Origin of the sequence: Streptococcus parasanguinis (genome assembly GCF_001578955.1) — a bacterium.
GTDB classification, from domain to species: domain Bacteria; phylum Bacillota; class Bacilli; order Lactobacillales; family Streptococcaceae; genus Streptococcus; species Streptococcus parasanguinis_U.
This window is the reverse complement of the sequence record NZ_KQ969694.1, coordinates 48398-71292: the sequence shown is the minus strand read 5'-3', so window position 1 is coordinate 71292 and position 22895 is coordinate 48398. Positions and strand designations below refer to the sequence as shown.

The window sequence follows — 22895 nt, the reverse complement described above, 5'->3', positions numbered from 1 at the left end:
CGTTGAGTTTGTTTGCTCAGCAACAAAATCACCCGCCATTCGCTGCATAGCTTGCACGAGAATGTCTTTTGCGATTTTATCAGAACGTTCTTTCACTTCCAATTCAGCATCACGAATCCGTGAGGCAATTTCTTTTGAAAGTTGCTCTTCCGTCTGATTCAAAATAATGTCACGCGCTTCTCCTTGACTTAGAGCAGCGACACGTTCCAGTTCTTCTACTTTCTTGTGTTCAAGCTCTTCCAGCTGTTGTTCACGCGCATCAATGTGTTTAGTTCTATCTGTAAGACTTTGCTCTTTGTGTTCAAGAGACTGTTCTTTGCTTGTTAAAATGTCGTCTTTGCGATCAAGATTGCTAGCACGTTCTGCCAAACGGCTTTCTAATTGCTTCAATTCTTGTCGTTCTGACTTAAACTCAGCATCGACCTCTTCACGATATTTTCTGGCTTCTTCCTTTGCCTCCAAAAGTGCTTCTTTTTTAAGTGAACTTGACTCATGCTTCGCCTCTTTTAAAATCAAATCGGCTTCACGTTCTGCCTGTCCACGTAAATTCGTTGCTTCTTGTTCAGCATTCAAAAGGGTGAGTTCCGCAGCTTCTTTTGAAGCTTTCATTTTAAGAGCAGTTCCCACATATCCAATGACTAAACCAATGACCGCGGCAAAAACACCTGTAATAAACAAATTCATGCTTTTACCCCAAATCTATTTAATTAGTTGAATTAAAAATTCTTTTACATTTTACCATAAATTACTAAAATTAACAATCTAAAAAAACAGGAAAAACCTTTTATATTTTTGCTTAACGCTTGTTCTTTTATCGACTTTTCTTTCATGGAACATCTGTGAGACATTCATTTATTTCCACTTTGTTGAATCTGCTTTTTTATGCTATAATCAAGAAAAACAAAGAAGGATTTGAGTATGACAAAAGAAGTAATTGTTGAAAGTTTTGAATTGGACCACACAGCTGTGAAGGCTCCCTATGTACGCTTGATTGGGGAAGAAACTGGACCCAAAGGAGACATCATCTCCAACTTTGATATTCGCCTGGTGCAGCCCAATGAAAATGCAATTCCAACGGCAGGGCTCCACACGATCGAGCACCTTCTTGCGATGCTTATTCGCAAACGCATCGATGGTATGATTGATTGTTCCCCATTTGGATGTCGCACCGGTTTTCATATGATCATGTGGGGACAGCATTCGAGTACGGAAATTGCTAAAGTGATTAAAGAATCTTTAGAAGAAATTTCATCAGTCAGCACTTGGGAGGATGTCCCAGGCACAACCATTGAGTCTTGTGGAAATTACAAGGACCACAGCCTCTTCTCAGCCAAAGAATGGTGTCGCTTGATTCTAGATCAAGGAATTTCTGACGATCCGTTTGAACGTCATCTTGTTTAATACGAAAAAGAGGCTGGGACAAAAGTCCTAGCCTCTCAATCATTTTTGGATTGTCGAGCAAGACGCAGTGGTTGAGTGGGCTCTACTACGCTGATCTCATCAGCTTTTACAGCCCTACTCAACTATGCGGAGGTGGGACGACGAAATCGAATTCTAACGAATTACCGATTTCTGTCCCACTCTCTTTTTTATTGTCATTTTTCCCAAAAAGGGGATGTCTGATCAAGCATTAATAATCCAGAGCATCTGAATGACCTTTCCCGTTTCCTACGAAATAACCAGTCTTGGCATTGATACTAAAGAGATAGGTTCCATCTGGTTTGAAGAGGTTGTAATAGCCATTACCGTTAATGATATTGACACGCTCTAAAATGTATTGATTGCCAGTGATATGTCCACGTTTACGAGCAATATTCAATACTTTTTCAAGGATCCCATCACCAAATACCCAAGCTGGGTTATTGACATCATTGATAGCTGCTTGGTTATATGGCACACGACTCAAGTTCCGCTGAAGTGGGACACCATCGCTTGGAAGACCGTACCCTGAATAGCCTGGACTTGCCGTTCCTGCACCACCTGTAGCAGCATTGACAGTTGGGGCCGTAGGCGTTGCTGCTTGAGCTGGGGCTGGAGTTGCATTAGAAGTATCTGTACCACCTGTCCCTGTCACTGGTGCCGGTGTCGCAACTTGTTGTGAACGTCCTTGCGCAACCGCCTCATTCAATAAGCTATCTAATTTTTCATTGCCTGTCTTTGTTTCTGCAAAGGTCGCATCACTTTTCGCTTTGGCAGTTGCATCAAGAACTCCATCTTTGATGACTGGAGAACTAAATTGAGAATTCACTTTTTGAATGGCAGAAACTTGCTTCACAAGGTCTTCATATTTTGTTTTAGCCGCATTATAATCACTGCTTCCTTCTAATTTGTCCAGCAGTTTCTTCAGATTTTCCAAGTCTCCGAATTTATCATTTTTAAGAGCACTTTTTGATTCATCTACAAAAAAGGCATCGTAGGCTTTGGTAAACTCTTCCAATTTTTGAGCCTGTGTTTCACTGCTACTTGATTTAGAAGTAGAAGATGACTTGCTAGATGAAGACGATACAACAGTTGTACCACCAGATTTTCCACGACTGTGCATCCAGTTATAGGTCACAAAAATGGCCGAACCGACAATCGCAAGACCTAAGGCAGAGTATAGAACCGCTTTGATTCGTTTGCCCGCATTGCTTGGTGTTTCCTCAGGAAGTTCCTCAGCTTCTACAATTGGTTCAGTTGGTGTGGGACCAAATTTAATCTTAGCAGGTAATTCTGTTGAGATAGCATCCATTTCAGGTCTTTGTTCCAAGACCGTTTCCGTTACTTCCGGTGCCTCCACTGCTTCAGCTACTTCAGCAACTGTTTCTGTAGCTGCCAACTCTTCAGCTTTAGCCAATTCTTCTTTGGCCAAAATTTTTGTATCGTATTTTTCAGCTTCAATTTCAGCTCGGTGTTGTTTGATGTATTTGTCTAAGACATTATCACCTTCCGTTACACCTGCTTCGATTTCTTCTGCCTTTCGATTGGCTTGCCCAATCGTCATCTCTTTAGCATCTTCAAACTCTAAAATTGATTCTGTTTCTTGCTCTAATGGCTTATTATCCTTCTCTGTCATAAAAATCCTTTCTATGCCTTTATCTGCCGTTTTACTCGTTCCCCAAAATATTGGTAGAGATCAACTTTTAGGGTTCCGTTATAAAGTTTTCGTTTTTTATCTGCTTTACTACCGAATTTAGATTCAAAACCTTCATCACTGGTTAAGATAAATTTACTCCAGGTTTTGAGAGGTGCAAATACGTGCCCCATTTCAGTATACAATTTCGTCACACCCTCATCATCGGATAAGCGTTCTCCATATGGAGGATTGGAGATAATCACCCCGTTGATCTTATCTGAGTGAAGATCTTGGACTCGCATTTGTTTGAAAGTAATGTCACTGCTAACGCCCGCTTTCTGGGCATTTTCTTTGGCAATCTCAACCATCCGTGCATCGATATCGGTTCCCATAATATCCAATTCGATCTCGCGATTGATTTTTCTGCTTGCTTCTTGACGGACTTCATGAATCAAGCGATCATCCATCCAGTTCCATTCTTCAAAAGAAAAGGTCCGACGTAAACCAGGTGCCATATTTCTCGCAATCATTGCCGCCTCAATACAAAACGTTCCAGAACCACATGTCGGGTCAATCAAGGGTTTATCTGGATACCAGTTTGACAGCAGAAGAATTGCTGCTGCCATATTTTCCTTAATAGGGGCTCCCCCTTTTTCAGTCCGATAACCACGTTTGAAGAGGCTACTACCAGTGGTGTCAATCAAGACAGTGGCTTGATCTTTAAGGATCGATACTTCGATCTTGAACTCTGCCCCATTTTCCATGAGAGGAACACCTTCTGGGCGGGCATAATGTTTTTGTAACTTTTTAACCACTGCTTTTTTCGAAATGGCCTGAACGCTAGGTTCATTATGAAGTTTTGATTTGACACATTTAGCCTTAGAAATGGGAAAACGTGCTCCTAAAGGCAAATAATTTTCCCAATCCAAAGCAAAGACACCTTGAAAGAGTTCTTCGAAGGTTTTGGCTGGAAAAGTCCCAACCACAATTTTTACTCGATCAGCCGCGCGCAACCAGAGATTGGTCTCTATGATTGCTCGACGGTCTCCTTGAAATCGAATCCGTCCATTTTCAACCTGGCAATCGTAGCCGAGATCACGTAGTTCTCGACCAACAACAGCCTCTAAGCCAGCAGCGACCGTTGCAATCAATTCAAATTGTTTTTTCATCTTATTCCTATCACTTTAAAAAAGGAGGTTGAGATCTCTCTCCACCTCATCAACCTATATGCAATTTTCTATAAGCCATGTTTTGTTCCAGAAATGACTAGGTACCATTTCCTTCGATAATCATCTGTCTACTGTTTCCAGTCAGAATGCTATGTTCGTTTCCACGCATTCCATGCCCCGACCAAAGTTTGGGTTGCTAGCTTGAGGGGTTTACCGCGTTCCACTTTTTAGGTTTCCCTAAAAACTACGTCACTGTGGCACTTTCAGAGTTACTAGAGCTTATCCTTAGACTTAGCTCCTTCACTCGCCGTAACTTGAATACCAAGTCCCTAGGCTTATGGATTCACCTAGCACAAACACTACAGGCATCACAGCCTGTGCTAGCATGGACTTTCCTCATGAGAGGATTCTCTCACGCGATTATCCAAAAATTGCACAATCTATGGGATTAATAATCGCGATCTACGATCTGTTTCCCAAAAACTTCTTTTTCCAAACGATTGAGACGTTTGAGAATATCAAAGTTCGTCGCTGTTGTCACTTGCGGGAATTCTTGCGTAGCAGTGCTAGCAATCGGAGATGTTTGTGGTGTTTCCTGTGCTTTTTGGGCAAGTTCTTCACGAAGGCGGGCGTTTTCTTCACGCAATTCCTTCACCAAAGCAGCATAGGTTTCATAGTCTTTTATGACATCATCCAAAAATTCATTTACTTCATCTTTATTATAACCACGAACTTCTCGTTTGAAATCTTGATCAAAAATATCTTTCGCAGTAAAAATAATACTCGCCATTACTCTCTCCAATCTAGTTCATCATCTCAATTATATAAAAAAATGGTAAGAAAAATCAAGGTATAACACTTAGTTTTCGTAAAAATTTTCAGCAAGTTCATTTAAGTCATCAAAACTTAATTGTTTGACATAAAATGGTTCTTTTTCTACCATCATTTTGTAAAGATATTTTAAATTGGTTTCATTTTCTGGATCATAAAAAACATAAGCTCCATCCGCGTTATCTATCAAAAACTGATTGTATTCTTTTAGTTGACCCGGATTGCTATAGTGGGGATAGGCATATTTCACGAAATCCACCTGTTTGAAGCGTGCTGATAATTCCTGATTGCTTTCATTCCAATTTTCGCCAACATTCTCAAATAGGAAGATCGTCGCCATTTGAAAATCGTAATCTTTTTTTAATTCAAAGGCGACCTCTAGTACCCAAGCCTCAAATCCCAAATTACCAGAAAAGACCAGCCATTTCACTCCTTCTTCAAATAAACGACGAAGATCTCTTTCAATGGCTTTTTTGATAATGGTCAGTCGAGGGTCTTTATTGGAAAAGACTCCCACATCAAAACTCTTATAACCTGCAACAAGTATGGTATTCATTTTTTCCTCATTATTCTAATTTATGATATAATAGAGTGATGTAATTGTACCAATAAGGAGAACTATGGTCAACTATCCACATAAAGTAGCCAAAAAAACCTTGGTCTCTACACAAAGGAAACATCCAGTCGACTTTGCGAATCGTGGGATGACATTTGAAAAAATGATCAATGAAAGCAATCAATACTATCTTTCTCGAGGTCTAGCAGTCATCCATAAAAAACCAACACCGATTCAAATCGTGAAAGTGGATTATCCACGTCGCAGTCGGGCAAAGATTGTTGAAGCCTATTTCAGGCAAGCCTCAACGACGGACTATTCTGGAGTATACAAGGGACGCTATATCGATTTTGAAGCGAAGGAAACACAGCAAAAGCAATCCATGCCGATGAAAAATTTTCATCAACATCAAATCGATCATATGGAGGCAGTTGTTCAGCAAGGCGGTATCTGTTTCGTTCTCTTGCATTTTGCAAAGTTGAGTGAAACCTACTTACTTCCTGCTCCTGCATTAATTCACTATTACAACATCGATCATGGTAGTAAATCCATGCCCCTCTCCTATATTCAGGAGCACGGCTTTCTAGTAGATAAGAATCGTCTTCCAAGCGTTCCTTATCTTGATATTATCGAACAGAAACTTCTAGGCGGTATTTAAATGAATAAACAAACAGTCATTCAATGGTTGAAATATGTTGCCATCGCAGCCATTTCATTTTTCTTACTTTTATTTGTCCTCGGTGGACTGATATTTAGTTACTATGCTATGAAAGCACCAACCTTGTCTGAAAAAGATTTGGTTGCAACAACATCTAGTAAGATCTATGACAACCAAAATAACTTGATCGCGGATTTGGGAGCTGAGAAACGAATCAATGTCACAGCCAATGAAATCCCTACTGATTTGGTCAATGCTATCGTTGCGATTGAAGACCACCGTTTCTTCAATCACCGTGGGGTCGACATCATTCGGATCGGCGGTTCCTTCCTTCACAACTTACGAGGAGGAAGTCAAGGTGGGTCAACCTTGACGCAACAATTGATCAAGTTAACCTATTTCTCCACTTCAGCCTCTGACCGTACCCTCTCTCGTAAGATCCAAGAAGCTTGGTTAGCAACCCAACTAGAAAAGAAAGCAACCAAACAAGAAATCTTGACCTATTACGTCAATAAAGTATTTATGGCGAATGGGAACTACGGAATGCAGACAGCTGCGAAAAGTTATTACGGAAAAGATCTAAAAGATCTTTCGCTCCCTCAATTGGCACTCCTTGCGGGGATGCCCCAAGCACCAAACCAATACGATCCATACTCCCATCCTGAAGCAGCGCAACAGCGCCGAAACTTAGTATTAAAAGAAATGCTCGATATGAAGACCATTTCTAACAAACAATACGAAGCAGCGGTCAATACACCTGTTACAGATGGTCTGCAAAGTCTCAGTTCTTCAAGCAGTTACCCAGCCTATATGGATAATTACCTAAAAGAAGTGATCGAGCAAGTCGAAGAAGAAACGGGCTACAATTTGTTGACAACCGGAATGGATGTCTATACAAACGTGGATACAGAAGCTCAAAAGAAACTATGGGATATCTACAATACAGATGAATATGTCAATTACCCGGATGATGAAATGCAAGTAGCTTCTACCGTTATTGATGTCAATACTGGTAAAGTCATTGCTCAGCTGGGTTCTCGTCACCAATCCAGCAATGTTTCCTTTGGTACAAACCAAGCGGTTGAAACGAACCGTGACTGGGGTTCAACAATGAAACCAATCACAGATTACGCACCAGCTCTTGAACATGAGGAATATACCTCTACAGCAGCTACTACAACAGATGCGCCATACAACTTCCCTCATTCATCAACGCCTGTCTACAACTGGGACCGTTCATACTATGGTAGCATGTCCATTACCTACGCAATTCAACAATCTCGTAACGTGCCTGCGGTGAAGGCCCTGGAAAAAGTTGGTCTTAAACAAGCTAAGAAATTCCTCAATGGATTAGGGATCGATTACCCAGAAATGGTTTACGCCAACGCTATCTCGAGTAACACTAGCGATTCTAGCAACAAATACGGAGCCAGCAGTGAGAAAATGGCAGCTGCCTATGCTGCTTTTGCCAATGGCGGTACCTATTACAAACCATCCTATGTTAGTCGGGTTGTCTTTAGTGATGGCACAACCAAGGAATTTGAGTCCGAAGGAACTCGTGCAATGAAAGCAACAACTGCCTACATGATGACAGATATGATGAAGACAGTTCTCTTGTCTGGTACCGGTACAAATGCTGCCATTTCGGGAATCTACCAAGCTGGTAAGACAGGTACATCAAACTATGCTGATAACGAAATCGGTAAATTGACAAAAAATGCTTATTCAAATATTGTAACACCGGATGAATTGTTTGTAGGCTACACTCCTGAATATGCCATGGCAGTATGGACAGGTTATTCCAATCGCTTTACACCAGTATTGGATAATGGAATACAGGTCGCAACGGATGTCTACCGTCAAATGATGCTCTATCTTGCTAATAATAATAACTCTGGTCATACGGATTGGACGCAACCAAGTGGACTGTATCGAAGTGGTTCTTATCTCTACTTAAACAATGGTAAGAACAACTACAATAACTACTACTATGAGCCAAGTTATTCCACTGATCAGTATTCGTATGAAGAACCATCGTCTAGCTCTTCGAACGAAGAAAATCAATCTAAACCATCTGAGCCTTCTTCGCAAGACTCTAACAATCATAACGAATAATAGAATGGAGAAGTCGGGCTTTTGCCCGGCTTTTTTTAAAACAATGGTTAAAAAACCAGAACGAATAAAATCTGATTTATTTAGTTAGACTTCCCAGCTTTTTTATTTTTGAGTATATAAAAAAAAAAGAGCCTTTCGGCTCTTATTAGAATGTAGACAAACTATTTTAAAGCAAAATAAGTTAAGTGATTCTGCAAAAAACAAAATTGAGTTCCAATATTTAAATCGATTTAAGAAAATACTGAAACTTTCCGCTGTGAGAAAAGTGCTTGAAACGTTATTGTTTCAGGCACTCGGAATTATTGAGACCTTAGACTCAATAATTAGTCATGGAACTTTAAAGAAGTTCGCTGACGTCCGTACTCACCTAAGGAAAGTTTTTAAGATATTTTGTCTTCAATCTGAAAAGAGCCTTTCGGCTCTTTTCTATATCATTATTTTGCTAAAGCTCCCATTGGATCCCACGGTGCTAGGACAATTGGTTCTGCTTCATAGGCTGCTAATTCGTCTGCTGTTAGGAATTCTTTACGAACCACGATTTGATAGGTATATTCATCCATCCAAGCATCAGAAGCCACAAAGTAACCATCTGTACCGACCTTGTCTCCCCATGAATTTTCAACCTTCCATTTACGAGGCTGACCTGCTTCGTCTAAATCAACCCCTGTCAAGACCATAGCGTGTGTCATGAGACTTTCTGCATAGTCCAAGCGACCCGCCTTGTCTTGTGTCAAATGAATGTCCATGCCTGCTTCAAAATCGTAGACATCTGTTGCCAGGATTCCGGCTTTACGGTTGCTGACTTGGCCTACATCTGAACCAAACCAGACAGTTTCTCCTGCTTTCATTTGAGCAATAGCTAATTCTTTCAATCGATCCATTGGAACATTTAGGTAGCGGACTGGACGGCTACCAACCACATTGCCCAGCATATCTACGGTGTAAGATTTTCCATATGGCTTATCTGTAGTTGGGGCATTGATAATGGAGACGTAATCGTCTAATTGAAGGTCTACATATTTTTTGTAGAAGCTTTGTGGAGTTAAGCCACTTTCGGTATGGAATTGGTTGTCCTTATCACGGTATGAAAAGTCAAATTCACGCGGAGGCAATCCTAAAGACATAGCCAAGAAGTTAAAGATTTCTTGCAACAACGCTTGTTTCTTGCTCGCAACTGCCTCACTATCTGCGCCTGAGTGAATCAAGTCACGCAAGATTTGCGCATCTTGACGCAAGAGTTTATTGAGGTAGGTGTTCAATTCCCGGCTATTACTTGAAGAAATCGATTCCGGATAAACTGATTTTGGAACCACTCCGTATTTCTCAAAGAGGGATACCACCATATCCCATTGACCACCATCTTGTTGTGGGGTTTGTAGGAGAAAAGCCACCTTACGGCTGGTCAATTCTTGATCTGCTGTAGCAATCACTTGCTCCAAAAACCAGTTTGATTTTTCATACTTATCCCAAAAGAAAGTATGTGCTTGAGACAATTCAAAATCCTCCAATTGGAAGCTTGAAATCATCTTGTGACGGAAGGTATTTAAAGCCGCAAACATCCAACAACGTCCAGATGCTTTTTGGTTTGTCACCTTATCCTTGGTCAAATCAAGTGAAAAAACTGGTGTATTTTCTACTGCACTCTTGCGCGTTTCAAGCGATGCATGGATCCCATTGTGGGTAACAGCATTTTCAAGAGCCGCATATTTCACATTTGCTTCATAATTAGCATAGAGCTGGTCTGTAAATTCTTTCGTTAATTCTGACATAGCAATCTCCTTTTTTCATTATTTACTATTATAATCCTTTGAGCAGAATCTTCAAGTAAAAATCACCCTATAGAGAGGGATTCTGTTTAGAATAGATGATTTTATCCCCGCAATATCCTTTGCGTTGAATGGCATGAGGGATGGTTTCTACATACTGCATTCCTGCCTTTTCCATGACTTTCCCTGAAGCAGGATTTAAACTGACATAAGTGGCTTTGATTTCTTTAAATCCGACTTTGTTCAATAAGAAATCCAAAACAGCTATGACGGCTTCTGTCATGAATCCCCGCCCCCAGAATTTCTTGCCAAGGATATAACCTAGCTCGCATGATTGACTTTCCTGGTCTTGAGAAACCACACTAATATCTCCAATTACCTGATCCAGTGATGTTTTCAAACAAAGCGCCCATTTATAAGTATCTGGTTTACGATACTGTTCGATCCATCTTTTGATCGATTCTCTGGTTCTCTCAGTAGATGCATGGGCATCCCAAGTGACATATTTCAGGGTTTCAGGATCCGAAGCCCAATTTTCAAACATCGCTGGTGCATCTTCCAAAACGAAAGGCCTCAAGTATAAATGCTCTGTCTCTATGACAAGACTTCCAAGATGATTCATAGATTGTCTCCCTTCATTTTTTCATGCAACTTGAACGTTGCAAGTTGGTTACTTTAATCTAGAAGAAAAGGACGGATGAAATCGCCCTTCTTTTTGATGCTTTTCACAATATTGTATGGTGAGACTACGAAATCGAACTCTGCGAGTTACCGATTTCTGTCTCGTTTTCCTATTTTAAGACTCGGGCTAAAAAGGTCCAGTGGACCTTTTTACTCCCAGAAATGATCAAATACTGTGATTGGCAGGTGGCGTTTGTGTTGGCCTTTGTACCACCATTTTTCAATAGTGGCTTGAGCTTCTGGGCTCACTTGTTTGCCTTCTAGGTAATCATCGATTTCATTATAGGTGACACCCAGCGCTACTTCGTCTGCTATTCCTGGTTTTTCTTCTTCCAAATCTGCAGTTGGGATTTTCTCATAGAGAGCAGGATCAGCTCCCAAGGCTTTAAGCAATTGTTTTCCTTGGCGCTTGTTCAAACGGAAAAGGGGTAAAATATCTGCACCACCATCTCCAAATTTTGTGAAGAAACCTGTAATATTTTCCGCTGCATGGTCCGTCCCAATAACGGCTCCACTCCGCGCACCTGCTAAAGCATACTGAGCAATCATGCGACTGCGAGCCTTGATATTGCCTTTGTTAAAATCAGAAACCTCTGTTCCAGTCGCTTCTACTGCTCGTACCATTTCGTCAGCAGACTCCTTGATATTCACAACCAGGCTAACATCCGGCTGGATAAAGGTCAAAGCTTTTTGAGCATCTTCTTCATCTGTCTGTACCCCATAAGGAAGGCGAACAGCAATAAATTGATAGGAGGCATCTCCTGTCTCTGAGCGCATTTCTTCCATGGCTAATTGAGCTAATCGCCCAGCAAGAGTCGAATCTTGTCCTCCTGAGATCCCTAATACAAATGTTTTCAAGAAGGGATGTTTTTTTAGATATCTTTTTAAGAAATCAACCGAGCGGCGAATCTCTTCCTGAGGATCAATGCTAGGCTTGACACCCAATTGTTGGATAATCTCTTCTTGCAAACTCATTTTGCTTCTCCTTCTCCATTGGCCTTGTTACGCATTTCCTCGATTAGATCCATCTTATCCTGCCAAATATCTTTTGCTAAGTCAACTGGGTAATGCTGTGGATTAAGGACACGCTTGTATTCATCCCACAATTGATCGTAATTTTTACGAGCATATTCTTGAATTTCTGATAATGGTGGTAGTTGATAAACCAATTGCCCCTCTTTAAAAATATCCACTAAAAGAGGAATCGCCTCAAAGTTTCGGACCGTTTTATTGATGTAGGTATAAGTCGGATGGAACATTTTAAGTTCTGTCAGTTGAGAAACATCTACTCCATCATAAGTAATGTAGTCCCCTTCTGACTTACCTTTTTCACGACTCGTAATCCGCCAGACTTGCTTTTTACCTGGAGTAGAAACTTTCTCTGCATTATTAGAAAGCTTGATGGTATTGATCATCTCTCCTGCTTCGTTTTCAACAGAAACAATTTTGTATACCGCCCCAAGTGCTGGTTGATCGTAAGCCGTAATTAGTTTGGTTCCCACACCCCATACATCAATTTTTGCTTTTTGCATTTTTAAGTTGAGGATGGTATTTTCATCCAAGTCGTTAGAAGCGTAGATTTTAGCATTTGTAAACCCAGCCTCATCTAATTGCTGGCGAACCTTTTTAGAAATATAGGCAATATCTCCTGAGTCAATCCGTACGCCTAGGAAATTGATTTTATCTCCCATTTCACGCGCTACCTGAATAGCAGCAGGGACCCCAATACGCAGGGTATCATAAGTATCGACGAGGAAGACACAATCTTTATGGGTTTCCGCATAAGCCCTAAAGGCCTGGTAGTCATTTCCATAAACCTGTACAAGAGAATGGGCATGAGTTCCTAAAACTGGGATTCCAAAGAGTTTTCCTGCCCGAACATTACTGGTTCCATTGGCACCTCCGATGACTGCTGCACGAGTTCCCCAAATGGCAGCATCCATTTCTTGCGCACGACGTGTTCCAAATTCCATCAAAGGCTCATCTTCAATGACTGAACGAATACGAGCAGCTTTTGTGGCTATCAAGGTTTGAAAGTTGACGATATTCAAAAGGGCTGTTTCCACCAATTGACACTGAGCCAGAGGACCTTCGACCTGAACAATTGGTTCATTCGCAAAGACTAAGTCTCCTTCTTGAGCCGAGCGTACCGTCAATTCCAACTTGAGATCACGAAGATATTCCAAGAAGGCCCCATGATAACCAAGTGACTTTAAATAGGCAATATCGCTCTCAGAAAAACTCAAGTTTTCCAAGTATTTCACAATTCTCTCTAAGCCAGCAAATACAGCGTAACCGTTTTTAAAAGGCTGTTGACGAAAATACACTTCAAATACAGCATGTTTATTGTGGATACCTTGATCAAAATAGACTTGCATCATGTTGATTTGGTATAAATCAGTATGCAAAGTTAAACTGTCATCTGGATACATATGTATACCTCTTTTTTATTGATTTGTTCTATGAATTCCTACCATAAAATTAGTACCATTATAGCACATTTCAGCTCTATTGAATACTGAAGGGAAAGCATGAAAAAAATCTGAGACAGGAAGCTCAGATTTTTTGGATTAAAAGTTTTCTGTGATATATTTATAAACTTCTTGGCCAGCAATCGCACCGTCTCCGACTGCTGTCGTCACTTGACGCAAATCTTTTTGACGAACATCGCCAACCGCAAAAATACCTGGGACTGTGGTTCTCATATGATCATCCGTGACCACCCAGCCATTTTCATCTAAAATACCAAGTTCTGTCGCAAAATCACTGACAGGATCTAAACCGACATAGATAAAGACACCACCGAAGGCTTGCTCTCTAACCTCTCCTGTCTTCACATCTTTTAAAAGGACAGACGTTACTTTTTGTTCACCCTTAATTTCTTCAACAACCGTATTCCAAGCAAAATGAATTTTATCATTGGCAAAGGCACGGTCTTGAAGAACTTTTTGAGCACGCAATTGATCACGACGATGGGCAATGGTCACTGTTTTTGCAAACTGAGTCAAAAAGACAGCTTCTTCTACCGCAGAATCACCTCCACCAACGACCAAGAGATCCTCGTCTCTAAAGAAAGCTCCATCACAAACAGCACAGTAGGAAACCCCTCTACTATTCAGCTCTTCTTCACCAGGGACATTCAATGAACGGTGGTTAGACCCTGTGGCAATCACAACGGTTTTAGCTTCAAATTCCCCATCATCTGTGACAATCTTTTTGGTTGCTCCGTGGTCTTCGATGCGCTCTACCTGGCCAAACAAATGTTCCACACCAAGATTTTCCAAAGGCTCGAACATTTTTTCAGCCAAGTCTGGGCCACTAATATTCGCATAGCCAGGATAGTTTTCAATATCAGACGTATTATTCATTTGACCGCCTGGAATCCCTCTCTCAATTAATGCGACTTTTAAATTGCTTCGTGCTGCATAAAGGGCAGCAGTCATCCCTGCAGGACCTGCCCCAATAATCACTGTATCAAACATACTCAACCTCTTTCTGTTTTGTTGTAACCATTATAATTCTAACACGGTCTTTTTGCAATTATCGTGCTTGAAAGATAAACAAAATCCCTATGACCGCAAAGGTTAAAATAGGAATCGTCATGATATCAATTAAGAGGATATCATACAAATGGGCTTGTCGTTGCTTGGCTGTTTTATCTTTCTTCTTAAGGGCACGGTAGCCAATCCAAATACAAGAAGCGATCCCAACTAAAATCGTTGTCGTCACTAAACTTTGTAAATATAAGGACAATAATTTATTTAACATCACGACTCCAAATATTTTTACATTTTCAGAAAACAAACCCAGCTAGCATCGCCAGCTGAGTCTTACCTCTCCTCTATTATATCAAACATAGGTCCGTTTGTAACTAGCAAAGAATTCTTTTGTCCGTTCTTCTTTTGGATGCTGCATGATTTCCTCTGGAGTTCCAGTTTCAATAATCCGTCCTTTATCCAAAAATAAGACCTTATCTGCTACTTGCGCTACAAAAGACATATCATGACTGACCAGTACCATAGTTTGTCCCGATTTTGCGGCATTGGCAATGGATTTTTCAACTTCTCCAACCAATTCTGGATCCAAGGCTGAAGTCGGTTCATCCAGCAAAAGAACCTCTGGTTTCATGGCCAAGGCACGCGCCAAAGCTACCCGTTGTTTTTGTCCACCTGAAAGGTGACGAGGATAGTGATTTGCACGATCTGATAAGCCGACTTTTGCCAGTTCTTCACGCGCAATTTTCGTTGCTTCTTGATCGGATAATCCCTTCACAACTATAAGACCCTCTTTCACATTTTCAAGAGCTGTTTTCCTTCCAAACAAATTAAACTGTTGGAAAACCATGGCCAACTTTCTTCGCAAAGTTAAGATTTGATCTTGACTAATATGTTCAAAGTCAACCTCGAAATCATCAATCTTAATTCTACCACTGTCTGGAGCTTCCAAATAGTTTAAACTGCGTAAAAAGGTCGATTTACCCGCTCCAGAAGACCCAATCAAGGCTACTACTTCCCCTTTTTGAATTTCCAAACTTAGATTATTTAAAACCTTTTGACCTGAAAATGTCTTTGACAATTCTGAAATATAAATCATTAGATCCGGACCTCCTGATCTGGTAAATCAATTGCTACGGGAGTCTCAATATCCAGTCGACGTTCAATGTGTCGGCCTAGTATTTCAATGAGAATGTTCACAATCCAGTAAACAATCGATACCGTGATAAAGCGTTCAAAGTACTTCAAATCGCTCCCCCCAATAATCCGTGCTTGAGCAAAAATTTCAACCACACTGGCACTAAAGGCGAGCGAGGTCCCCTTGGTTAAGCCAATGAGAGAGTTGATTAAGGTCGGGGTTGCAACGACTGCTGCATTGGGAATAATAACCCGGCGATAAACTTGGCGGTTGGTCATCCCAAGACTACGCGCTGCCTCAATTTCACCAGGATCCACTGATAAAATGGCTGCCCGGATGGTCTCACTCGCATAAGCCGCCTCATTAAAGGCAAGAGCCACAATTGCAAATAACTCAGCTGGAATAGCATTAATATTAAAAGCTGTTCCATAAGACTGATTGATCGCTTTTAAAATAAGAGGAATCCCATAATAGGTCAACATCAACTGAACCAACAAAGGAGTCCCCCGTAAAAAGCTGACAAAAACAGCTTGAATCGGGTAGAGGATTCGTACACGATTAATTTTGACCAGAGCAAAAATCATGGCAAAAATAATCCCAACAAATGCGCCTCCCAGGGCTAGTAAAATCGTCACAGGCAGTTTCCCTATGACAGCCGGGAATGCATCCAATACAGCTCTCAAACTAAACAGCTTGCTATCTGGAACGTGTTTTAAAAAATCGGCATACCAATTGGCTGTTAATAGATTAGTTGTAAACATTCTTGTTACTTCCTTTCTCGAACATAAACATTCTATCACATTCACTATCGGAATTCCAAAAATTGCTACAGAAATAGAAAAATGATAGACTACTCAAATTTAGTCTATCATAATTTTAGACAAGTTCCTAATAGTTTTTCTTTATGGAGTTCATAAAGAAAATCTATGTTTTCTTCTGAACATTTGAAACAAGGGATTAGAAAGTTTGGCGTTTGGCCTTTCTTTCCGCCCGACCACGCGCTCGGTTTTCAGCTCGCTTAGCTTTTCTCCGCTTTTCATCAACTGCCCATTTAATTTTTTTCTTGTAGCCTGGTTTGATTTTTTTCTTTTTCTTCTTCACCAGACCAATCATTTCGATGTCGAGTTTCTCTTGCTTTTTCTCACGATTGGCCCGTCTATCCCGATCATAAGTATCTTCAATAACCCCATTTTTCAACACTTTCGGTACGAAACGAATGCCCATTTTTTCTAGTTCACGGATATCTGAATCATCACTCGGTTGATAAAGAGTAATAGCGACACCTGGTAGACCATTGCGTCCTGTCCGGCCAACACGGTGAACAAAGAAGGAAAGATCTTGTGGAATGGCATCGTTGATGACATGACTCACCCCTTCGATATCAATTCCACGCGCCGCCAAATCTGTGGCCACAATATACTCAAAATCAAGATTTTTAACCTGATTCATGATCCGTTTCCGTTCACGTGGTGGGATATCTCCGTGAATCTTCGCCACTTTTAATCCTTGAGCCACTAAATAGGCATGGAGATCATCTGCTCTCGTTTTGGTATTAACGAAAATCATGGCCAAATAAGGTTGCAAGGTCTTGGTCAATTGGTAAATTTGCTCATTTTTATCCCGACCCTTGGTCGAAACCAGCCAATTATCGATGGTATCTGAAATCACCGTCTTGGTCTTAATCTGCTCCATGACTGGGTTTGAGAGATATTTTTTCAAGAAAGGTTGTAATTTCTGCGGAATGGTGGCTGAAAAAACTAAAAATTGCAGTTGTTGCGGAAGTCTTGAAGCAATCTTATCCACGGTAGACAAGAAACCCATGTCCAGTGTCATATCTGCCTCATCTACTACAAAAGTATGGGCCTTATGAATAGCCAGATCACCAGATGCAACCAGATCATAGATCCGGCCTGGAGTTCCAATCACGATATGTGGTTGTTTGACCTGCAGTTTTTCAATCTGACGGCTTTTATCCGTTCCTCCAACATAATTCACAATCCGAATCTCTTTTTCAGAATGACTAGCGATTTGACGAGCAGCTTGGTAAATTTGCGTCGCCAACTCCCGACTAGGCGCCGTGATGACCGCTTCAACTTGCTCACTATCTTCATTTAAGGTTTGAAAAATCGGCAAGAGGAACGTATGGGTTTTCCCAGAACCAGTCTTTGATTCTCCTACTAAATCATTTCCAGCTAGGACAATCGGAATTAGTTTTTCCTGTACTTCGGTTGCTTCTCTAAAATTGATTTCTTTCAGTGCCTCTTGAATATAGGGCTTAAAATTAAACTCTGTAAATTTCATTTTCTCAGTTCCTTTCATGATCTCTATTATTATATCAGAAAAGCTGTCTTCGCGCTTCTCTTTTAGTTGTTTTTCCTCGTGTCAAGTCTCTCCCTTGTGCCGATTAAAAAACGATGGGCAAGCCCACCGTCGTTTTATAGATAGAGAAGGACAAGAGTGATACCGCTTGTCACCAAGGCAATGGTCCACATAAAAGCATCCACTTTCCATTCTGACCAATTTTGGCCATTGCCAGAAAGGCCACCCAGTTCTAAATGATGGTGGAAAGGAGTCATTCTGAAAATCCGTCGCCCTTCCCCGTACCGTTTCTTGGTCCATTTGAAATAGGTCACTTGTAGCATCACTGAACCTGTTTCAATGACATAGACCAGACCAATCAAGAGCAACGTCCACTCGACATGCAAAGCCATTGACAAGGCTGCAAGCATCCCTCCAAGAGCTAGACTACCGACATCTCCCATAAAGATTTTAGCCGGCTTGTGGTTGAAGACAAAGAATCCTAGCAAGGACCCAATCATACTCAAGGTGACAAAGAGAATGTCCCATTTTCCTTGCATATAGGCAATAAAGGAATAGGCACTCAGGCTAATAGCAACGGAGATGCTGGCTAATCCATCAATTCCATCTGTTAAATTGACCGCGTTTGAAAAACCAACCAACCAAAACAAAGCAAAGAGAATGTAGAAATGGCCCAAGTAAAGATCGTAACCAAAGACATTTAAAAGGCTTCCTGCACCGTGGCGTTCAGAAAAAATATAGAAGATGATTCCACCAACAAGTTGAAGGGCCAATTTTTGTTTTGGATTGAGACCTTCATTAATCTTACGAAAAACTTTTAAAAAGTCATCCAAAAATCCAACAATTCCATATAGAATCAAGATAAATAGAATCAGTTGAACAGGGCGCGTGAAATTTCCAGTCAATACGGTAACGACAAAACTAACTAGAACAGCTGTAATGAGAAATACAACCCCACCCATTGTCGGAGTGCCAGCTTTCGCTTTGTGTTGTTTCACATCTTCGTGCATTTGTTGCCCGGAAATATGAGCACGATGGTAAAATCGAATAAAGGCTGGAATAGCAGCCACTGTTAATAGAAACGATACAAGGATCGTAGCAATATACATCTTAGTCTCCTAATGTTAACGTAATCTTTTTAGTTTTATTGAGTGAGGTGTTCATCTTGACACTTTGTTTGGTTACTTTCTTTCCACTACCTTTATAGGTAATCTCAATTCCAGTCCATTCTCCAAAGATGTCCGCATTTTTCTTTGTCCAACCATACATATCTGGAACCGCATCAAAGTCTTCTGTCAATAACAATACTTGCTGATTGGCTTTGACTTTAGAGCCTACATCCACAGACATTTTGCGGATATTTTTCCCGGTTCCTAGGACAATTGGTTGCACCAAATTGCGACGCAATTCTTCTGAATAAGCACCTGGGCTCAGATTTTGTTTCAGATTCAACTCCTTAGAGAGAGTTTCTACTGAAGGGATTTTGTAGGTCGTTTCTTTGGTCACATCATCCAACGTTGGTGCCTCTGATGTCAAATGCAATTCGTCTTTTAAAGCAACTGCATCTTCCAAAATAGGATTGACCAACTCTTCCCAGCTGGTGGCTGAGAATTTCACTTCTGGTTGTTGGACCGTCACATACATGATGAATTCAGGATCTTCTGCAGGTGTCATGGCTACAACCGAGTTGATATAATCATTTTCTCCTTGCAAGTATCCTTGATCTGTCGCCATTTGGGCAGTCCCTGATTTCACCGCAACGTTTTGACCGGGTACCTGAATGATGGGGCCATCACTGTACAAGGTTCCATACTCTGGATCTGTTCCGACGGTGATCATATAGTTCCGTGTCTGTTGCGCAGCTGATCCTGAAACTGGTTTTCCAACAACTTCTTTTTTTGATTTGCGGGCTGTGTCTGATTTTTTATCGTAAATGGCACTAATAAACTTCGGCTCCAACATTTGCCCATCATTAGCGATGGCGCTAAAAGCCCGTAACATTTGGGTTTGACTGACGGAAATCCCTTGACCAAAGGCAGATTGTGCCTGACTGACATAGTTATCCCCTGGAAGACCCCCGTAAGCTTCATTTCCCATTCCAAATCGGGTCGGAAGACCGAATTTAAAGCGGGTTAGGTAGTCCATCCAGACAGCATTTCCCATCTTTTGCTCTAAGCGGGTCATCCCCACATTACTTGAGTAAGCAAAGCCTTGTGCGATATTCATATAGCGACCTTCAGCCAGCCCCATATTGACATCCCAGTCACGGATGGTCGCATCTTTTACTTGTAGTTCGTTATTATAGTATACTTCATTATAGGCTGGGAAGGTTCCATGATCAATCGCCGAAGCTAATAACATGACCTTCATCGTTGACCCTGGTTCATATTGATCTTGATAGAGGATGGTATTCCAGGTTTTCAAGTTTTTCAGATCCAACCCTTGTTTGGTATCCGCATTATAGGACGGACGTTGCGTTGTCGCCAGGATTTCTCCAGTTTTTGCACTCACAAGTGTCGCACTAACATACTTTCCTTTTACTTTTTCTTGGAAAACATCCATTCGCGTCTCAAGGTAGGTTTGTAATTCTGCTGAAATTGTCGTATAGACATCTTTTCCATCTTCTGTTTTGACAGAAACCTTATCTGAACCAGGAACGATATTGCCGTTTCGGTCTTTATCATAGGTGATAACCCCATTTTGACCAGCGAGAATACGATCGAGGGATTTCTCCATCCCTGATTGCCCCTTCAGGGTTTTATTCCCCTCTTTATCTTCTTGAAGAGAGGCCTGACCTATAAATTGAGAGGCAAAAACTCCATTTTTATAGCTCCGATTTGGACTAGTTGTAAAGGCAACCCCTTCAATTTTCGCTGCTTCCATGGCCTCACGGATGGCTGTCATATTGCTATAAGTTATGCCGTTTCCGTTCGAGCCAAAAGAAACCTGTTTCAATTTCTTTTGCGACAACTGTTGAATGACGTAATCCTCATCCATCCCTAAGTACTGCTTAAAGATTTCTGCTACTTTTTTAAATTGGTTCTCTTCTACATAGAGGATTTTCCCAGTTGCTGATTTGTACTTTTTATCAATAATGGCATAAACGTTATAGGTCGTCGCATCTTCAGCAATTACTGCTCCATTTCGGTCGTAGATCGTTCCACGTTTTGCAGGAACAATGACCGTCTGCTCATGGACTTTTTTGGCTTGATCCGATAAGGTCACACCAAATTTTTTGTCAGTCCCAATGATCATTGCAAAATTAATCAGAAAGAGAAAAAAGAGGAAAATCGCCAGTACACTGAGATTTTTCCCAACTTGTTTTCGATTTTGATCCGGCAAGCGACGTTTCTTTATCGAATACCCGATCAAAAATTTTTTGAATTTATTCATCACTACTTGCACTCACTGTTTTTCGATTTTCTTTTTGCAGCTTCATTCCTTGGGAGCTAGCCAACTGTGATAAGCGGTCATAACGTGTTAATTCATTGACCTCTTGACGAACATCTGCCAATTCCGTCTTTTTGGCTTCTAGTTCCGTATTCAAATCAGTCAATTCACTTTGAACTTGTAAAATCCGTGTCTGCATAAAGACGATACTAATGGCTAAAATCACAGCTGTTAGGACAATCGACCCATAAAAAGCCTTTTCTACTCTAGAGAAACGGCGAAAGCGATCTTGCAGTACCTGTGTTCTTGTTCTCTCATCTCTTGCTGCCATATCAATTCCTCTTACTTGTGTATTTTTCGAGCAACCCGTAGTTTTGCTGAATGAGATCGATTATTTTCCTCAAGCTCTTCTTCACTTGGCAAAATAGGTTTCCGGTTGACCAACTCCATCTTTGGTTTCAAATCATCTGGAATAAAGGGAAGCCCCTTTGGAACCTCAACTGTCGAAGCTTCTTTAAACAATTGTTTGGTCAATCGATCCTCTAACGAATGAAAGGTAATCACAGAAATACGACCATCGAGGGCCAACAAATCCATGGCTTGCTGAATTGATTCATCTGCAGCTCCCAGTTCATCATTGACTTCGATACGAATGGCTTGGAAAATCTGTTTAGCAGGATGGCCCTTTTTCTTGAGCTCCTTAGCTGGTTTAGCAGATTTAATAACCTCTGCTAATTCAGTCGTCGTTTCAATCGGTTTAATTGCTCGTGCTTGCTCAATTTTCCGCGCAATTTGCTTGGAAAATTTGTCCTCTCCATATTTGAAAAAAATACGGACTAGATCATGGTAATCGTAGCTATTAACGACTTCATAGGCTGTCAAGGAAGCTTCTTGATTCATCCGCATGTCTAACGGCGCATCTTTCTTGTAAGAAAATCCGCGTTCCCGTTCATCTAACTGAGGACTAGAGACACCTAGGTCATAACAGATTCCATCAATTTCAGTCACACCCAATTCGTTTAGACGTTCCTTCAAATGACGAAAGTTATCCTTAATGAAGGTCACCATGCCTTTCTCGATGAATGGAGCTAAACGAATCTTAGCATTCTCAATTGCATGCTGATCTTGGTCAAAGGCATAAAGATGGCCCGATTCATTTAATTTTGTTAACAAATATTCGCTGTGGCCTGCCCCACCCAATGTGGCGTCTACATAGATACCATCTGGCTTAACATCCAGCATATCGATCGTTTCATGAAGCAAAACCGTTACATGATGAAATTTTTTACTCATATCTTTACTATTTTACCACAAATGGGACCAAGATGCACTCCTGAAAGAAAATTCACTAACTAATCCTATCGGGCCTTTTCGGATCCTACAAAATACCTAGAAAGGCTTGATTTCACTTGTTTCCTCTAGGATTTATGATACAATATTCTTATGAAAATAAGAAAACAGATTCTCATCCCACTTTTATTGGTCGATGCTATCACTCTCTATTTTTTTCTAACCACTATTGAGGCTTGGATTTTTTGGCTTGCTGCTCTGATCCTAGTTGGCTCACTTTGGTGGTTCAAAAAAGCCATTCAAGGACAAAAAACAGAGATGGAAGAAAAATAATTTCTTCTACCTCTGTTTTTCTTTTATTCACTCCAAGAAACTCCTTAAAAAAAGCAAACTAGCTCTGAAATAATAAAAACTCACCGTTTGGTGAGTTTTG

At 40.9% G+C, this 22895-nt stretch carries 21 protein-coding genes and 1 other RNA gene; 3 read left to right on the top strand and 19 right to left on the bottom strand.

The genetic code is table 11. The features are described from left to right. A partial coding sequence (locus SPADD19_RS12975; RefSeq protein ID WP_241496581.1) for an Rnase Y domain-containing protein occupies window positions 1-684 on the bottom strand: 684 nt, incomplete at its 3' end. A gap of 234 nt (window positions 685-918) precedes the next feature. Between SPADD19_RS12975 and SPADD19_RS10545 the strand changes: the two genes are divergently transcribed. Continuing rightward, window positions 919-1401: an S-ribosylhomocysteine lyase gene (locus SPADD19_RS10545; RefSeq protein ID WP_061455957.1), complete on the top strand. Its 483-nt coding sequence runs from the start codon at window positions 919-921 to the stop codon at window positions 1399-1401. A gap of 229 nt (window positions 1402-1630) precedes the next feature. Here the strand turns inward: SPADD19_RS10545 and SPADD19_RS10540 are convergent, their stop codons facing one another. From SPADD19_RS10540 to SPADD19_RS10520, 5 genes are all read right to left on the bottom strand, one after another. Beyond that, window positions 1631-3055: a cell division site-positioning protein MapZ family protein gene (locus SPADD19_RS10540; protein WP_061455956.1), complete on the bottom strand. Its 1425-nt coding sequence runs from the start codon at window positions 3053-3055 to the stop codon at window positions 1631-1633. An 11-nt stretch (window positions 3056-3066) separates the two neighbouring features. Beyond that, window positions 3067-4224 carry a THUMP domain-containing class I SAM-dependent RNA methyltransferase gene (locus SPADD19_RS10535; RefSeq protein ID WP_003010349.1) on the bottom strand — a complete coding sequence of 386 codons (1158 nt, stop codon included), beginning with the start codon at window positions 4222-4224 and terminating at the stop codon, window positions 3067-3069. 66 nt (window positions 4225-4290) lie between these two features. Next, window positions 4291-4656: RNase P RNA component class B (rnpB, locus tag SPADD19_RS10530), an RNA gene on the bottom strand. A gap of 16 nt (window positions 4657-4672) precedes the next feature. Next, the gene (gpsB, locus tag SPADD19_RS10525) at window positions 4673-5014 is read right to left on the bottom strand and encodes a cell division regulator GpsB (RefSeq protein ID WP_003010351.1); all 342 of its coding nucleotides are present in this window, start codon (window positions 5012-5014) and stop codon (window positions 4673-4675) included. Between the two features lie 69 nt (window positions 5015-5083). After that, window positions 5084-5611 (bottom strand): SLOG family protein, encoded by a 528-nt coding sequence (locus tag SPADD19_RS10520; RefSeq protein WP_061455955.1) that lies wholly within the window; start codon window positions 5609-5611, stop codon window positions 5084-5086. Window positions 5612-5675: 64 nt separating this feature from the next. Here SPADD19_RS10520 and recU point away from each other — a divergent pair, with 64 nt between their 5' ends. Together recU and pbp1a are read left to right on the top strand one after the other, a co-directional pair. Beyond that, window positions 5676-6269, top strand: a complete 594-nt coding sequence (recU, locus tag SPADD19_RS10515) for a Holliday junction resolvase RecU (RefSeq protein ID WP_003010355.1) — start codon at window positions 5676-5678, stop codon at window positions 6267-6269. Continuing rightward, complete coding sequence (gene pbp1a, locus SPADD19_RS10510) at window positions 6270-8384, top strand: penicillin-binding protein PBP1A (RefSeq protein ID WP_021154545.1); 2115 nt, start codon at window positions 6270-6272, stop codon at window positions 8382-8384. A 434-nt stretch (window positions 8385-8818) separates the two neighbouring features. On the opposite strand, the gene pepC is transcribed toward pbp1a, so the two are convergent. The 13 genes from pepC to rsmH all read right to left on the bottom strand — a co-directional run bounded on the left by pepC (window position 8819) and on the right by rsmH (window position 22465). Continuing rightward, window positions 8819-10153: an aminopeptidase C gene (pepC, locus tag SPADD19_RS10505; protein WP_009732326.1), complete on the bottom strand. Its 1335-nt coding sequence runs from the start codon at window positions 10151-10153 to the stop codon at window positions 8819-8821. A 67-nt stretch (window positions 10154-10220) separates the two neighbouring features. Continuing rightward, a complete protein-coding gene (locus SPADD19_RS10500; protein ID WP_031575284.1) occupies window positions 10221-10772 on the bottom strand; it encodes a GNAT family N-acetyltransferase in 552 nt (183 codons plus the stop codon). A 209-nt stretch (window positions 10773-10981) separates the two neighbouring features. Then, entirely contained in the window at window positions 10982-11806 is an 825-nt protein-coding gene (nadE, locus tag SPADD19_RS10495) for an ammonia-dependent NAD(+) synthetase (RefSeq protein ID WP_049485553.1), read from the bottom strand. Then, window positions 11803-13263 carry a nicotinate phosphoribosyltransferase gene (locus SPADD19_RS10490; RefSeq protein ID WP_061455954.1) on the bottom strand — a complete coding sequence of 487 codons (1461 nt, stop codon included), beginning with the start codon at window positions 13261-13263 and terminating at the stop codon, window positions 11803-11805. The genes nadE and SPADD19_RS10490 overlap by 4 nt, the downstream gene beginning before the upstream one ends. A 138-nt stretch (window positions 13264-13401) precedes the next feature. Beyond that, window positions 13402-14313 carry a thioredoxin-disulfide reductase gene (gene trxB, locus SPADD19_RS10485; protein ID WP_049474369.1) on the bottom strand — a complete coding sequence of 304 codons (912 nt, stop codon included), beginning with the start codon at window positions 14311-14313 and terminating at the stop codon, window positions 13402-13404. Between the two features lie 58 nt (window positions 14314-14371). Beyond that, window positions 14372-14599 carry a DUF4059 family protein gene (locus tag SPADD19_RS10480; RefSeq protein ID WP_003003995.1) on the bottom strand — a complete coding sequence of 76 codons (228 nt, stop codon included), beginning with the start codon at window positions 14597-14599 and terminating at the stop codon, window positions 14372-14374. 81 nt (window positions 14600-14680) lie between these two features. Next, on the bottom strand, window positions 14681-15424 hold the full coding sequence (locus tag SPADD19_RS10475) for an amino acid ABC transporter ATP-binding protein (RefSeq protein ID WP_061455953.1): 744 nt from the start codon (window positions 15422-15424) through the stop codon (window positions 14681-14683). After that, window positions 15424-16224 carry an amino acid ABC transporter permease gene (locus SPADD19_RS10470; protein ID WP_061455952.1) on the bottom strand — a complete coding sequence of 267 codons (801 nt, stop codon included), beginning with the start codon at window positions 16222-16224 and terminating at the stop codon, window positions 15424-15426. Before SPADD19_RS10470 ends, SPADD19_RS10475 begins: the two co-directional genes overlap by 1 nt. Before the next feature lie 196 nt (window positions 16225-16420). After that, entirely contained in the window at window positions 16421-17764 is a 1344-nt protein-coding gene (locus SPADD19_RS10465; RefSeq protein ID WP_049514924.1) for a DEAD/DEAH box helicase, read from the bottom strand. 134 nt (window positions 17765-17898) lie between these two features. Then, a complete protein-coding gene (gene mraY / locus SPADD19_RS10460; protein ID WP_061455951.1) occupies window positions 17899-18891 on the bottom strand; it encodes a phospho-N-acetylmuramoyl-pentapeptide-transferase in 993 nt (330 codons plus the stop codon). 1 nt (window position 18892) lies between these two features. After that, window positions 18893-21175: a penicillin-binding protein PBP2X gene (gene pbp2x / locus SPADD19_RS10455; RefSeq protein ID WP_061455950.1), complete on the bottom strand. Its 2283-nt coding sequence runs from the start codon at window positions 21173-21175 to the stop codon at window positions 18893-18895. Further along, on the bottom strand, window positions 21168-21503 hold the full coding sequence (gene ftsL, locus SPADD19_RS10450) for a cell division protein FtsL (RefSeq protein WP_003003929.1): 336 nt from the start codon (window positions 21501-21503) through the stop codon (window positions 21168-21170). The genes pbp2x and ftsL overlap by 8 nt, the downstream gene beginning before the upstream one ends. Before the next feature lie 11 nt (window positions 21504-21514). Then, on the bottom strand, window positions 21515-22465 hold the full coding sequence (rsmH, locus tag SPADD19_RS10445; protein ID WP_061455949.1) for a 16S rRNA (cytosine(1402)-N(4))-methyltransferase RsmH: 951 nt from the start codon (window positions 22463-22465) through the stop codon (window positions 21515-21517). Between the last annotated feature and the right edge of the window lie 430 nt (window positions 22466-22895).

What these genes read in the sequence shown, in the direction of transcription:
- SPADD19_RS10545 (WP_061455957.1), top strand. Translation starts at nt 919, where the DNA reads ATGACAAAAGAAGTAATTGTTGAAAGTTTTGAATTGGACCACACAGCT.
- SPADD19_RS10540 (WP_061455956.1), bottom strand. Translation starts at nt 3,055, where the DNA reads ATGACAGAGAAGGATAATAAGCCATTAGAGCAAGAAACAGAATCAATT.
- SPADD19_RS10535 (WP_003010349.1), bottom strand. Translation starts at nt 4,224, where the DNA reads ATGAAAAAACAATTTGAATTGATTGCAACGGTCGCTGCTGGCTTAGAG.
- gpsB (WP_003010351.1), bottom strand. Translation starts at nt 5,014, where the DNA reads ATGGCGAGTATTATTTTTACTGCGAAAGATATTTTTGATCAAGATTTC.
- SPADD19_RS10520 (WP_061455955.1), bottom strand. Translation starts at nt 5,611, where the DNA reads ATGAATACCATACTTGTTGCAGGTTATAAGAGTTTTGATGTGGGAGTC.
- recU (WP_003010355.1), top strand. Translation starts at nt 5,676, where the DNA reads ATGGTCAACTATCCACATAAAGTAGCCAAAAAAACCTTGGTCTCTACA.
- pbp1a (WP_021154545.1), top strand. Translation starts at nt 6,270, where the DNA reads ATGAATAAACAAACAGTCATTCAATGGTTGAAATATGTTGCCATCGCA.
- pepC (WP_009732326.1), bottom strand. Translation starts at nt 10,153, where the DNA reads ATGTCAGAATTAACGAAAGAATTTACAGACCAGCTCTATGCTAATTAT.
- SPADD19_RS10500 (WP_031575284.1), bottom strand. Translation starts at nt 10,772, where the DNA reads ATGAATCATCTTGGAAGTCTTGTCATAGAGACAGAGCATTTATACTTG.
- nadE (WP_049485553.1), bottom strand. Translation starts at nt 11,806, where the DNA reads ATGAGTTTGCAAGAAGAGATTATCCAACAATTGGGTGTCAAGCCTAGC.
- SPADD19_RS10490 (WP_061455954.1), bottom strand. Translation starts at nt 13,263, where the DNA reads ATGTATCCAGATGACAGTTTAACTTTGCATACTGATTTATACCAAATC.
- trxB (WP_049474369.1), bottom strand. Translation starts at nt 14,313, where the DNA reads ATGTTTGATACAGTGATTATTGGGGCAGGTCCTGCAGGGATGACTGCT.
- SPADD19_RS10480 (WP_003003995.1), bottom strand. Translation starts at nt 14,599, where the DNA reads ATGTTAAATAAATTATTGTCCTTATATTTACAAAGTTTAGTGACGACA.
- SPADD19_RS10475 (WP_061455953.1), bottom strand. Translation starts at nt 15,424, where the DNA reads ATGATTTATATTTCAGAATTGTCAAAGACATTTTCAGGTCAAAAGGTT.
- SPADD19_RS10470 (WP_061455952.1), bottom strand. Translation starts at nt 16,224, where the DNA reads ATGTTTACAACTAATCTATTAACAGCCAATTGGTATGCCGATTTTTTA.
- SPADD19_RS10465 (WP_049514924.1), bottom strand. Translation starts at nt 17,764, where the DNA reads ATGAAATTTACAGAGTTTAATTTTAAGCCCTATATTCAAGAGGCACTG.
- mraY (WP_061455951.1), bottom strand. Translation starts at nt 18,891, where the DNA reads ATGTATATTGCTACGATCCTTGTATCGTTTCTATTAACAGTGGCTGCT.
- pbp2x (WP_061455950.1), bottom strand. Translation starts at nt 21,175, where the DNA reads ATGAATAAATTCAAAAAATTTTTGATCGGGTATTCGATAAAGAAACGT.
- ftsL (WP_003003929.1), bottom strand. Translation starts at nt 21,503, where the DNA reads ATGGCAGCAAGAGATGAGAGAACAAGAACACAGGTACTGCAAGATCGC.
- rsmH (WP_061455949.1), bottom strand. Translation starts at nt 22,465, where the DNA reads ATGAGTAAAAAATTTCATCATGTAACGGTTTTGCTTCATGAAACGATC.